The following is a 13,875-nucleotide window of genomic DNA, read 5'->3' as shown; positions in this document are numbered from 1 at the left end:
AGCATGGCCATGTGGAGGTTGATGCTTACCCTTGCCTTCGTGCTCACCTGTGGCCCTGTGTCCGCAGCAGAGCATTGGTCTGCTGAGGACGGCGACACGCTATGGCATGACAAGAAACGAATTCAATTGTTAGGTTTTGATGCACCCGAACTTTCGAAGGCGTGTTTTGACGCCGCAGACAAAATTTGGCCCTGCGGCAAGTATGCGCGGGATCACATTCAACATCTTATTGCCTCAGGCGATGTATCCTGCATCATCGAAGGCACGGACCGTTATCACGGCGACGTTGGCGTCTGCTTCGTGGGAGGCATCGATCTTGGACGGGACCTGGTGAAACACGGATTGGCGGTAGCCGACACTCGATACCTTGCCGAGGAGCGAGAAGCCCGCATTGCGAAACGCAACCTGTGGGCAGGAAGCTTTATCAGGCGGCGATAGTAGCTACGGGCGGCCCCCCCCCGATCCGTACCCGCCGGCATCAATGCGATAGGTCTCATGGCTTCCCGCGCCGCCACCGCTCCTCATTTCAGATCATGCCCGAGCAACCCGAGAAGTGGCCTAGAGGTGCCGCATGGACCCTGACGCCTGCCCATGACGCTGGGCAAGTGCCGGGTATCCGCTGCGCCCGCTGTAGCGTTACGCGCTACTACAAGCCGGCAGAGCTTCGGGAGGTGATCGGGAACGTCACGATTGACGAGGTACGGGAGAAGGTGCGCTGCCAAGAATGCAAAAGCAGGGAGTGGATGAGCGGCCAGCTCTTTCATCCGACCGGAGAGCAGGCGCACACCCTCCGTTACAGGCGGCTCGTAGAAATCCGGTGGGAGAAGCGGGTTAGCTGGCGGGACGAATAGAAGGCCCCCCTATTAGCTTTGCTTTTGGTCCGCCCTATCGGTAGGCAGGGCGTCGGGATTGAACCGCTTCAGCACCTTCTTGTAGAACTCGACGTTGATGCCTCCAAGATCGTCCGGGAAGGCATCGTCGTTTCGGTAGAGCCCAATGGTTTCAGGCAAAACGCGGAGCCCCTGGTGGACCGCTTTTAGGCGAAGGGGCAACCGGGCGCTCTCGTCTAGACTAAGCTCGAATTGCGCCAAGGCGGTCTTCTTCCCGTCGATGTAGTCGTAGACGATTGCGTCTATCGTGCCACCCCATCGCTTGCGCCCCTCGACCATAAGGCGGGTGTATACGTAGTTCTTCTCCAGTCCTCCGGAATACAACTCGCCTTCGACCTCGCCATGGTAGACCCGCAACCGCAACACAACGGGCGACCCGTCCACAGTGGAGGCAGCTCTTTCGTCGACAGTGGCGTCTATCCACCCTTCCAAGTCGCTCGTCCACACACCCGAATACTGCTGATCTAACAGCACGAGGTCAGTGACATTCTTGTATGCGGTGGGTGCCTCGTGGAAGAACGAGTTCACCTTTGCGGGAAGCTCCAACAAGCCCAAGAATACCGCGACCATCCACCCGGAGGCCGCAATTAGAGTGGTATGCTTGGCGGCCCAAGTGGCAGAAGCGGGCTCCTTGCGCTTCGTTGTTGTGGGAGTGTTCCGCTTCGCCACGCCGCCCTCCGCTACCCTCTAGGCTTTTGGCGAGGTCGTTTACCGACACCCAACGCGGCCTTGAGCCCCCGTTCGGCCACCTCCAGCCGAGCGTCCGGCCCGCCGTACCGCTCACTCATCCCGCCGCTTGAATGGCCCAATATCAGGTTCCGGTCAAACTCACTTACACCGGCAAGCGTTAGGCGATCCTCCATCCGATGCCGGAGAGAGTGAACAACGATCTTCGGATCATCGGTGATCGCTCGGACGTGCTTCATAAGAGAGGCCGACGCGGTATCAGCGCCTCGCAGCCTGCCGTAGCTGGAGAACAGCGCAGGACCCTTTCCGGCCGCTTTGACGGCCTCTCGCGCGGCCTTGAGCGCGTCACCGATTAGCGGGACCCTTCGCACAGAGCCCGCCGTCTTGAGACGCCTGTGGGGGTGGGGGACGAGGTTGATGTAGGGAATGGGGGCATCGAGCATCATGTCAGAGAGGAGAAGCCCCGCCACCTCGCCGAGACGGCATCCGGTTCCCTCGACCATTCGCCATATGCGCCACAGGTCTTCCCCTGCATGGGCCTCTATGCGTTGCCGGAGCGGGGCCATCATTGCCTCCGGGATGGGCTTCCTCTCGTCGCTGGCCGCTGTGGTCGACGCTTCCGCCCCTTTGATAGGAAGGTTCTGGAAAGGGTTCGCCATAGTGTCCCGAAGGCCGAACTCCGTCATGCCGAGATTGATCACGGCGCGGACATCATTCATGTAGCGCCGCACGGTCGCGGCCTTCATGCCAAGATCGCGCACAAGGTAGTCCCGGACGTTTCGGGCATCCTCTCTGGTGAGGCTGGTCAATGCCCTGTCCTTACCGACGCCCGCCGCAGATAGGTGCTCCATGTTGCGGTTTACGCGCCCCGTCTTCGCAGTCTCGTTGATGTCGCCGTCTACGCGCTCTTTCAGGTAGAGCTTGCGGGCATCCTCGATTGTGGGGGCGGGACGGGACAGCTTGCCGCCGCTGGACAGGATAGCCACGGCGCGGCCCTCGACCTCATCCCCTGCCGCATCGCTCTGCCGGGACAGGTAGCTCTCGCGGATCACGTCAGCGGCGTCCGGGTCACTACCGGGCAGCGCACGGCCCCCGATGTGGACGGTCATGGCCGCCAGCTCTCTCGCCCGCAGCTCTGCCATTCGATGCAGCTCCATAGGCGTAGCGCTGGCAGGGGACGCCGAAGTATTCCCCCTACGCGCGTCCACCACCACTCGCTCAAATTCGGCATTGACCTTCGGGTAGTTGCGGAGAGCCTCTCGCTCTGTAGAGCCAAGCAGGCGCTTGAACTCATTCTTCCCGACGAGCGCAGCTACGTCTCGTGGGAGCCTTCTCCGGTAATGCCAAGTGCCGGCCTTCTTCTGGACTACGTGCTTCAAAACAAGCCCCATTGTGGACCTCCGGTGTACCGGAATGTGGACCGCTAGGAAAGGCTAAGCCCTGAAATCGTTGAGAAATACGGCTTTCCGGAGGGAAGATGGTGCCCAGAGGCGGAATCCAAGCAAAGGAAATCTGGCTTTCATTCCAAGTGGTTACGACTCACGCAATAGCAAGACTAACCAACAAAAATACCAACAAAATATTTCTGTGGATTGGTTCGGTTCCCGAATTCCATGAGCCCAATGAGGTCACCTGGACCTATCCTAGACGCTGAAAGCTCCTCGGATACACCTGTGATAGGGGGGATCGAGTCGCAGATCCGCTACCGCCGTCCCCCCGACGGGAAGAGCCTGCGTTGCTCTGGAGTTTGAGCGAATCCGATAAGCTTGATTTTTGATCGTCTGACCACCCAACTGCAACTTGCCGGTCTCGACGCAGCGTGATCGCCGCCAGGTTGGAGACGCTCCATTGCGGCAGTCCGAGTTGCCAATTCGACCGCGCAAGTCAACCGAGCCGTCCACCATGCGGGTACTGTACGGCCGCTTCGCGCAATGTCAGCCGTAGAGATTAGATGCGTCTTTCCTGAAAGCTGACGTAAGCGGCCATGACGCCGGAGGTCGGTGTTGCGCCGCACCAGTCCTTGCCTCCCCCAAAGTCGACATCGCTGTTTAGGCACTAATCTTGCGCCAGAAGTGGATGGACATCTACAAGAATAGCAAGCGCCATCTCAGTATCTCCACTGACTCCCGGTCCCGCACGCGCCTCGATGTCTGCTAGGCTTACCCAAACGCGATCGAAATGAGCGCCAACGCTGCGAAGTTCCGGCAAGGCCGACAGCTAAACTCTAGTTTCCGGGGGGCAGACTTACAATCATGCAGCAACCATCACACCAGCTTCTGGCCGGCGGCAAAACAGGGAAGAACCTCAGTAAAAATGGACAGATGTATTCCTCGGGGGAAAGGAATGCTATTGGTGGAGCAGCACAATTGCTTTCTTTGTGCCGCTGGAAATTGGACGGGGAAGGCGCTGTGGACACGCTGACAAGATGGGCTTTTCTGGTAATCGCGCTGCTGGCGACAGGGCCTTCAGCGGGTGCCGATCTGGCACGACTGATCATACCTTTCGGCCACTCAGGTCCCGTACGTGACGCAGTCGTCAGCGCCGACCGCCGTTGGCTTTTGACGGGCGGGGACGACGGCGTAGTGATATTGTGGAAACTTGAAACCGGCCGGCCGGTTGCACGCTATCCAGAGCACGGTACTGCCATCAATGCAGTCGCCATCAGCCGGAACGGAGCAACGATTTTCTCGTCCCAGGAAATACGGCGTGGCGAGTTGCTGCAAAGTGCGACCGGCGCGATCCTGTCCAATTTTGTAACTGAGCCCGACTGGATCGAAAACGCCGCTCTTAGCTCTGACGGGGCCACACTCGCTCTCTCTATGTCGCACAATGACGGAACCTTTGACGTCGCTACTGTCGACGTCAAGACCGGAAAGGTGCTGAGGCGTTCCCCGCTTTATGATCGACGGCCACTGAGTCTGAAATTCTTCGCCAACGATCAAAAGCTCTTCGGTTACGTCGAAGGAACGGCGGTGATAAATTGGGAGACGGGCAAGCTGACAGAGATCGGCAGAAGTCCCATGGCGGCGTTTGGGCTTGCCATCTTCGATGATGCAAACAACGTTCAATTGAAATTGACCGGCCCGGTTCGGGGCCGGCTCGCTCTATCGATTCTCGACGATAAGCTTTCGCCTGCTCAGCCCACTATAGCCATGCCGAGAGTCGATGGACTCGATGGGCATGCGCTTGCGATGTCCCCCAATAAATCGTGGCTGGCACATGGGGAATCAGGCTGCAATATCGACCTCGTGTACTTGCCCGACCCCTCAAAGCGCACCAGCTTCCATGCTGCCTTCGATCGATTTGGCGGCACGGACACATTGGTCCTTTCTTTTCTGGATGACGATCACCTCTTTGTCGGTTGCCGGGACGGAAGTTTCGCAGTCTGGGCCGTTGGCGCACCGGCAGAAGCCGGCGTGCCGACGCCTGTCATTTCAAGCCAGGTTAATCCGAAAATTGAATTCGAGCGTCGCGCCAAAATATCGTTTCTACGAGAAACAACCGCCCTTGCGCTTGCGAACACCATCTCTGGCCCGAAGCGTATGGATGTAGATCCTCCTTCCCCCAATATCAGATTGCTCGATGCAATGTCCGGACGCGACGTAAATATTGTGGGACGAGTTCTGGCGGTAAATCCCAAGGATGGAAACGTGCTGACGATCCAGCGTCTCGATGACGATGTAGATCCGCCGCTCCTCAACCTGACGCTCTGGTCGGCCAGTGGACCGACTAAGGTTTCCAGCATCAAACGGAATCTCTATCCTGCGTCCGAAATCGCTTATCTCGCAGACGGACAACATCTCCTCTACGCCACCATCTACGGACCGCTCTATCAGTTGCGTGCTGATTCATTCGAAGCCGAGGTCCAATATGTGCCTGACTCGCAATCGCGCACCACCTGTCTCGTGGCGCATCCCAGGTCCGATCTATTCATCCAATGCACCGAGGACGGCCTGCGTGTCTTTCGATCCGGCACCCCGCTACCGGTAGCGGAATTCAACGGCAACGACGCGGTCATGGACGCGGTGTTCGATATGGATGATCGGTCTGTGTTGTTTGCCGGCCGGAACGGGGTCTGGCGTTTTGACTTTAAAAGCGGCAGGAAGCCCGAACTTGTCATACCGGTCAGCCAGTGGGACTCCGATCCCGAAACCCAGCTAGTCCGTACGTTGGCGATCTCTCCCGTGGATGGCACCCTGGTGCTTGGCGCGGACGGAGGAAAGCTGATCGCCGTGCCCCGGAGTGGAACAGCATTCGGTACGCCGCGGCGAATATGGGGGCCGTATGAGGATGTGCGCCGCGTCATGTTCAGTCCGGACAAGAAGCTATTGCTCGTAGCCAATCTTGGCATTGACATATTCGACGCAGCGACGTTCGAGCAAAAAATGAGCCTTTTCGAGACATCGAATGGCAGTTGGATCGCGATTGATCCAACGGGCCGCTTCGACACCAACAATTTCGATACTCTGGGTGACTTTCGTTGGCGCGTGGCGGGACAGGATCTGCTGGGTTCGATATCGTTCGAAGCTTTGATGGAGCCGTTCTTCACTCCTGGCCTGATCGGTTCTGTGCTGCAAGGAAAGCAGCTCGCGAACGTGGCCGAAAGCGGATTGCTCGGGGAACTTCCAGAAGTCTCGATCACCGAAGCTCATCTGATCGGTCAGGCGCGAGCCGAGGTCACCGTCAGAGTCAAACCAGCGTCTTCATCTACCAGCCAACAAACAGCCGTGTTCAACCTGAAGCTCTTTCGTGATGGCCAGCTTGTGGCCGGAACGTCGGGAGAAATCCAAAAATCGCACGAGGCGAAAATTGCTTCTGACGGGACGATCGAGGTCACCTATGGCGTGATGGTACCACGGGACCCGGCTGTTTCTGATACGGCTTTTTCTGCCTACGCCTTCAATAGCGCAGGGCTGCGCTCTGTGCCATCAAAGTCGTTTCATTTTGCCTTGCAGGGGCGGGCCGGGCAGCCGTTCAGCAAGACGATGTACGTCATTGCCGTCGGTATCAATTCGAACGACAATAGCACCCTGGTCCTCAGCCACGCGGTTGCCAGCGCAGAAGCATTCCTTGATGGTTTTCCCCGCGCGATTGATCTTGCCGGTCTGCATTACGAGCTCGTCAAGGTCCCGATCGAGGCCCGTTCTCCAGGACGGCTCGTCCCAGGAGAGCGCAAGCCAGCGGTCCTACCGGCGGACCAGAAAACCATCCTCGGCGTTCTTGACATTCTTGCGGGGAAAAATGCGAACACGGACGGTTGGCCACGCGAAATCGTCGGACGTCTCAAACCTGTCGGTGCCGACGACGCGGTGGTTCTTTATGTTGCCGCCCACGGCGTCACCCATGACAACGGTTTCCAGATCATGCCCCAGGACACCGAACCTGATTTCGACATCGGGAGCGGCGGGCTCTGCAACTGCGCCATAACTGACGCCGAACTCGCCACGTCATTTGCAGCGATCGACGCCAGGCATCTCGTCCTTGTCGTTGATACCTGTTCGTCGGCATCTGCTGTTGCAGCGGGAGGGAGAAAGCCCGGTCCGTTCAACGGTGCGCGGCTTGGGCAGTTGATTTATGACAAGCAGATGATCGTGCTGTCATCGTCCGAGCCAACCAAACAGGCATCAGCGCTCGGCAAGACCTATCTGTCGCAACTGATCTTCGACGATGCGCTGGCGGCCAAGGGGCTTTGGACCTACCCCTCGCATGCTAACCTCAAGGACCTTCTGGATTATGTCGAGTTGATCGCGCCCACAATGGGCACCGCGGGGAGCGATGAGGTCGAACGCGCGCGATTTCATAGGCTTAGCAAGTCCATAGATGATCGCGCCCGCGAGATAACTCTGAGACAGCCCGACGAATGAACCATTTCGACAGACATTTCATCTGGTGGCGGAGGGGACGATGACAAATCGTAGAGACAGAGGCAGACACTTCCATTCTCTTGCTCGGATCTTATGTGCCCTGGTCTGCCTTGGATTGCCAATCAATGGCGCCAAGGCACAGGAACCGAGCGTGCTCCACACGATAAAAGAAGTCGCCTATCCAGAAGGGCTGTCGTTTGAGCTGCTGGCTGTGAGCAAGGACAATGCAGCCGTCAGGCAGGTCTCGCCAGCGGACGCAACGGTAAGTCTCGCTAGCATGGATTTAGTCAAACAGGAACCCGCAGAGCTCCTGTCCCAGATCCGTCAAATCATGGACAGTCGCAACTTCAGACTCGACGGCGATCTGGTCGAATTCCTCTTTCGGGTCAACAACAGTCCAGATCTCGTTGGTCTGACCCAAAAGCCGATCGTCCTTTTTCCGAATGCGGAAATCAATTCCTCCGACATAAGGGCGCGCATCGAAAGCGGCGACAAGTTGGTTATCGTCCTGGACCGCAATCTCAAGGACGATCTCCGAAACGAGCTGGCGACCTTCGAAAAGGGATCAAAGGAATTGGGAGCGATGGCTAACTCCAACCCCCAGCTCGCGCAGCGGATCGGGGCGATGAGGCCTCTTTCCGAGGCTTGGACAAACGCGCTCGATGCAAGGCAGCGCCCGTTTTCGATACAGTCACTTGAGGACCTCAAAGAACAATTCAAAACCCTGAACGAGATGATGTTGCGCTTTTCACGAGGGGAGCAATTGCAGGATACCGCCCTTGCCACAGCGGAGGACATTCTCGCCGATGGGCAGTATCAGTCGAGCTTCCTCCGCGAGACACTCGGCAGCACCACGAAGCCGGCCGGAGGCACCCGGATGGAGATGGATGTAGAAGTCCGGCTATGGGGCGACCTCAAGATGACCAAGCCCCAACCAGGAATCACGATTTTCTACTCGAAGCCCTATCTTACCAATCCAAACCAGTTCCGCCGTGCTGGCTTGTCTTCACCCGTCACGTTTTCGGCGATGTATGGCATGTATTGCATCTGGGCAGAGGACCCCGTTGGAACTGTGGTCACTGAGATCGCCATGCTGGAACCTCCCAGCCATTTCGGCGAACAGGCCCCGCCGCTCGACCTCATATATGTTGGCAAGAGAGCGAAAAAGTCGCCCAATCGATGCCAGCAGTGATCCGGAGGTGCCCCATGGATTCTCACATGATTTTAAGAGTGGGCCAACTGGTAGGGTCGCTGCTTGCGTTGTTCGGTTCGGTGCTACTGGTTATTGCACCGCCTCTACCGGACTCAGCCTGTAACGGACTTGGCAGCGAAACTACAAATTCGCAAATCGCATCCTTCATCGTATTAGCGCTGGCACTTGTCATTCTCGCCGCAACCCGGCAACGCCGGACCCTCGCCAGACAGAAAACATGGTTGTTGTTGGCGCTTGCCACATTCGTGGCGTCGATCGTGCTGACACCTACATACCTTGCTTTCCGTCAAGGCCTTACAGCATCCATCTATGACGCAAGTCCCGAGCTGTCGGGAAACAGGGTCGTGATTGGGCTTTGGACAGATCCCGACGGTCTTAAGAAAGCCAACGATCGAGGATACACCAGCGCCACTGACATGATAAAATTCTATGGGTGTGACGGAGCCATTCCTCTGCTTTGGCCGTGGCCCGCTGTCATCTCGTCCTATCTTCTGCTTATGGCACTCTATATCTCCTGCCTATTGGCGATTATCACCTGTCTGTTATCGGTCAGCGAAGGTGTGTTTGGTGAGTTTAGGCGACACTAATTTTCTATCCAGCATGCCGCGCGAGAGGTAGTGGGTTCGTGGCGGAACTCAGTCCTGCGATCGCCATTGGAGCTGCGATGATGGCGCTTTTTATTTTTCTGTGCTCGTTGCAATTTCGCGGTTCGTCCAGACCGGCCGGCAAGGCCGCTTTGCAGATGTTGGCGACCGCCCATTGGTTGGCCCATCGGTCGACCTTGTGGAAGTCGGAATTGGTACGAGCAGTCACGAACGACCACGGTTGAGTTCGTGCGCTAGATCCACGCCGCGGGCGGAACGCTTACCTCCTACGGCTTTGCGCCGCTTATCGGTCGTTTCGGACGGTCAGAACCTCCCACTGAAAGCGGACATGCTCGACACCTCCGCATAGGCTGAGTTGGACAGAAAGTTCCAGAGTTTCCTGTCGGTTCCGGACGGGACGAGATTTATTCAACCGAGCGAGAATCTCCAGATCTTCCTTCTCAATACCCGAGAAGGCGAAGTCAGCGACTGAATCGGTTAAATTGATATGGACCTTAGCTCCAAATCCTATTGTTAATAAATTGAAATAGCGATTTGCAGCTGCTAGGTGTCGGGGTAACAACTTGGGGCGTGTTTTCTCGAATTCTGTTGGTAGGCCATGAGCGGAAGGTCGCGTGTCGATACGACTAGTGCAGAAGATAAATCAATTGGTTTTGACTATCAGTATTATTACTTTCTAAACGAGCTGCTAAATCTGAAAATTGGCCAAGTTGTGGGCTTAGAGGTTTTAGATGATGTTCATATAGAGCGTCCAGACGGCACTAATCTACTTGTCCAGCTGAAGCACACAATTCAGACGAGCGCACAGGGCGCGCCTATCAACCTTACGACGATGGACAGTGATCTTTGGAAATCGATTTCGAACTGGTGCAAATTGATCATCGACCCGGCGGATGGACGGGCGTCCGTGGATTCTCAGCTTGCCTTTCTTAAAAAGACCAGCTTCCTGCTCGCATCCAACAAGTCAGAAAACGACAAAAACGCCCTTCTGATATCCATTGAAGCCTTCAAAGCTACCACCAAAAATCATGCTGAGCTTGTCGCGGATATCACGTCGCTCAAGGCGAAAAGCAAAGACCAGGTGATTCAAGGCTACATCGATGACGTGCTCTCACTCGACGCCGCCGTGTCAGAGAGGTTTTTCGAGCACCTGTCGTTCGCTTTGGGGAAGGACGAAATCATCAACCTATGCAGAGCGTCCATCGCCGAGAAGCAGATACACCAATCCCGTATTGACGACGTTTTTCACGCCATCGACTCAGAGGTACGGCAAAATTCCTACGCCACCGTCAAGGCAGGGCAGAAAATCACGATCAGCTTTGACGAATTCACCCAGAAATACCGACGGTATTTCGATAAAGCTCGGAGCGGGGGTCTGCTTTTCAGGAAATTTCCGCCTATTTTGCCGGACAATCTCCTCGACCAGACGTTCATCAAGCAATTGGTGGATATCAATGACATCTCGGAGGATAACATCGAGTTCCATACGAAGTTCACCACCAGGCGGCTGCACTTTCGCGATAACATGGAACGACTGATCCAGGACGGGGATATCACCCAATCCGATATTGACGATTTGGAGGAAGAGGCTTCCGCCATGTGGGAAGGCAAGTTCCTCCAGGCCTACTCAGGCCAACAGTCAACTGGTGACGAGGGCGCATCTGCCCGTGCGATTGTCGGAGATTTGCGGCAGAGAAAGCTGACGCTTGCTTCGCAGGAGCTTCCGATACCCATGAGCCATGGCGGGTTCTACGATCTCTCTGATCGACCGGTGATTGGCTGGTTGAGCGACTGGAAAGACCGCTACAAGTGAAGTTCAGTTCATATTACAACAATCTCGGGATCAACGCGTTCGCGATCTCCTCTGTGCTGAAGGAAGCGGGATTTCTAAAGATTCCCCAAATTGCGTTGATTTTGCCAATTGTTGCGCATCGCCAAATGGTAAAAAAACTTGCAGATGGAAGATTCCGCTTTGTAGGTTTTGAACAGTATCTGATCGATAACATCGAATTCTTCTACAATTTCAATGAGAGATACTTTTCGTTGCTTACTTCGACCGTCAATGCCCTCCAATTTTTGTATGAGATTGGCGTGCTTCAATTGAAGGGCGACGGCGCGGTGATTGCGTTTGACTTACCCTTCGACGCATCGATGGGCAAACGCGCCGAGCGCGTTAAGCGCGCGTCACCAAACATAGCTGCCCTGGTTTCCAGCAATGCTGACGTGTTCTACCTCAATGCGAGGATCAAGCTATGAAATTCTACATCGAAAGCCTGCACCTGTGGTTCAAGACCAAAAAAAGAAGGTCTGTTACGTTCTTGCCGAACAAGGTGAATGTGATCACCGGAGACAGCCACACTGGTAAAACTGCTATCCTGGACATTATCGATTATTGCATGTTCGCGAGCAGGCATCGGATTTCTGAGAGCATTATCAACGAAACTGTCGCCTGGTACGGACTGCGCATTCATGTGAACGGTAAAATCTATACGTTGGCAAGACGCGCACCGGCAGGAACGACCACATCGTCTGATTACTACTTCTCCTCAATAGGGGAAGTGCCGGACTCCGCGCCAATTCCGAATATCAGCGAAAGCATTTTGAAAAAGCAATTGAGCGCTGACTTCGGCATCGACCAAGACGTCAAAATTCCCTTTGGCGGGAGAACGCTGCAAACCGGCTCTAGGGTGTCGCTGCGATACTTCCTGCTCTTCAACACAATCTCTCAAGATATAATCACGCATAGCGATCAGTTTTTCGACAAGCAGAACGAGCCCCGCTACCAAGAGGCGTTGCCACGCATTTTCGACATTGCTGTGGGGATCGACACGGTCGAGAACATACTGAAGCGAGAGAAGCGGGCTGAGTTGGAGCGAAGCCTCGCCCGCCTAGAAAAACTGACCGCGAAAACGCAGGAAAAGCGCGATCAGTTTAACGCCCAATTGGCTGAAACCGTCGCGCGGGCGAAGGGGTACGGACTCGTTGCCGACGATACAGACGCAGATGCTTCAGTCGCCGCGTTGAAGCGAATGGTGACAGAGCGGGAGAGTGGCCCCGATCTGTATGTATCCGCGCAGTATGAGGAAATTTCTTCGCAGATATACCGAGTTTCTCGAAAGATCAGGGGGCTTCGCAAATTCGCTTCGGAGTACGGAAATCATAAGGTGACCCTCAAGGAGACAGCGGATAGCCTCCAGCCCGTTGAATATCTGACGAGGAACTACGAGGAGACGGTTCGGACATCTGTATTCGACGACATCCTCAGGAACCTTTCCGAGGGTCTACAGCAGATTAAAGGCGCTACTGCTCGAAAGACGCCGTTGGACAGTAACATCTCCGAAATTATCAAGGCATTGGAAACTCAGCGCCAGAAGCTCGAAAAAGACCTTCAAGCCCTTCCCGCCGAGATGGAGAGCTTCGAGACCGACAAAGATAAGTATATCTTCATCGGCGAAACGAAAGCCAAGCTTGAGCTGTACGGCGATCCAGAGTCAGAAAAGGCTCCAGACAACAGTGAGTTGATCGCAAACCTGGAGGCTGAAATCGAAGACCTCGCTGTGTCACCTGTCATCGACCGGCAAGAGCTGTTCACCAAGGCCCTTGATGAGGCAATCCAAGATTACATTTCTCTAACAAAGGCAGCGCTCGGGAACTATGGCGAATATCGTTCCGCCTTCAATTACTCGGAAAAGAAGCTTCATCTGCGCAAGCCCAGAACAGCATCGACCGAGAACGTCGGCAGCAGTTCCAACCACATGTTTCTCCACCTGTTTCTGTTCCTTGGTCTGCATGAACTGATTATGCGGAACGACGGCATTCACGTGGCACCGTTTCTGATTATTGATCAGTTCTCTAGGCCCTACTGGGGCGAGGATGATCAGGAGGACGGGGAGGGCGAGAAGGACGTCGACCAGAGCGATGTCGCAAAGGTCAAGTTGGCACTGGAGCTTTTGGACCAGTTCATCACTACGGCAAATGAAATGGGAAAAGAGTTCCAGATGATCGTCTTCGAGCACATAAATCCGCGATATTGGAACGGGCTGAAGAACGTGCACCTAGTTGAAATTTTCCGAGAGGGAAACGCCCTGATCCCGGTTTCCAGGCTGGACTAGGGCGTATCGGGCGCGAACGTCTGCGGCAATTGGATCTGAAACCGCCATATCAGCAACCTATTCTAGTGGCCGTTTTTGGTGAGACCAGCGCTGCCGTTTCGACCGTAACGAGATCGGGAGCGGTACGGCAGCTATCCCATGATCGCTCGCCAGAACCAGCCAGTCATCTCTCGGCCCCCAATCGGACATTCGCCGATGCGCCAAGCCGCGTCAGCTACTGGCGCTAGGGAGGCACGCGGCAGCTGACGGGGCCAGGACATCATCTGCCAGACGCCAGCAGGTTCGCTGAAGAATCGGGGTCCGAGCTATTGAGCCGCGGAACCATACGGGACGATACAGGAGATTTCTTGCCCACAAAAAGATAATAAAATCAATTATTTGATGTCATACCCTAGGCCCAAGAAATTCTCCAACATGGCGCGGCCTAGCATTCTCAAATCGAAACGATCAGTGATTGTCGGTATCGGTGGTTGCGTGTCCCCGCAACCAAATACGAAAACGGCC

At 55.6% G+C, this 13,875-nt stretch carries 9 protein-coding genes; 7 read left to right on the top strand and 2 right to left on the bottom strand.

Annotated features, from left to right (window positions below):
• Positions 1-21 precede the first annotated feature (21 nt).
• The gene (locus tag DH10_RS00880) at positions 22-438 is read left to right on the top strand and encodes a thermonuclease family protein (RefSeq protein ID WP_192384053.1); all 417 of its coding nucleotides are present in this window, start codon (positions 22-24) and stop codon (positions 436-438) included.
• A 425-nt stretch (positions 439-863) separates the two neighbouring features.
• Here DH10_RS00880 and DH10_RS00875 read toward each other — a convergent pair whose 3' ends face one another.
• A complete protein-coding gene (locus DH10_RS00875) occupies positions 864-1,559 on the bottom strand; it encodes a hypothetical protein (protein ID WP_192384052.1) in 696 nt (231 codons plus the stop codon).
• Positions 1,560-1,570: 11 nt separating this feature from the next.
• On the bottom strand, positions 1,571-2,968 hold the full coding sequence (locus DH10_RS37780; RefSeq protein WP_192384051.1) for a DUF6538 domain-containing protein: 1,398 nt from the start codon (positions 2,966-2,968) through the stop codon (positions 1,571-1,573).
• A gap of 861 nt (positions 2,969-3,829) precedes the next feature.
• On the opposite strand from DH10_RS37780, the gene DH10_RS00865 reads away from it, so the two are divergent.
• The 6 genes from DH10_RS00865 to DH10_RS00840 all read left to right on the top strand — a co-directional run bounded on the left by DH10_RS00865 (position 3,830) and on the right by DH10_RS00840 (position 13,371).
• A complete protein-coding gene (locus DH10_RS00865) occupies positions 3,830-7,441 on the top strand; it encodes a WD40 repeat domain-containing protein (RefSeq protein ID WP_192384050.1) in 3,612 nt (1,203 codons plus the stop codon).
• A 151-nt stretch (positions 7,442-7,592) separates the two neighbouring features.
• A complete protein-coding gene (locus DH10_RS00860; protein ID WP_192384049.1) occupies positions 7,593-8,633 on the top strand; it encodes a hypothetical protein in 1,041 nt (346 codons plus the stop codon).
• Positions 8,634-8,647: 14 nt separating this feature from the next.
• Positions 8,648-9,241: a hypothetical protein gene (locus tag DH10_RS00855; protein ID WP_192384048.1), complete on the top strand. Its 594-nt coding sequence runs from the start codon at positions 8,648-8,650 to the stop codon at positions 9,239-9,241.
• 616 nt (positions 9,242-9,857) lie between these two features.
• Positions 9,858-11,072, top strand: coding sequence for a hypothetical protein (locus DH10_RS00850; RefSeq protein ID WP_192384047.1), 1,215 nt, complete (start codon positions 9,858-9,860; stop codon positions 11,070-11,072).
• Positions 11,069-11,515 (top strand): three component ABC system middle component, encoded by a 447-nt coding sequence (locus DH10_RS00845; RefSeq protein WP_192384046.1) that lies wholly within the window; start codon positions 11,069-11,071, stop codon positions 11,513-11,515. Before DH10_RS00850 ends, DH10_RS00845 begins: the two co-directional genes overlap by 4 nt.
• A complete protein-coding gene (locus DH10_RS00840; RefSeq protein WP_192384045.1) occupies positions 11,512-13,371 on the top strand; it encodes a DUF3732 domain-containing protein in 1,860 nt (619 codons plus the stop codon). Before DH10_RS00845 ends, DH10_RS00840 begins: the two co-directional genes overlap by 4 nt.
• Positions 13,372-13,875: the final 504 nt, after the last annotated feature.

The sequence above is a fragment of the Mesorhizobium silamurunense genome (genome assembly GCF_014843825.1).
In the GTDB taxonomy this organism is placed as follows: domain Bacteria; phylum Pseudomonadota; class Alphaproteobacteria; order Rhizobiales; family Rhizobiaceae; genus Mesorhizobium; species Mesorhizobium silamurunense.
This window is presented reverse-complemented; position numbering and strand designations above follow the sequence as displayed.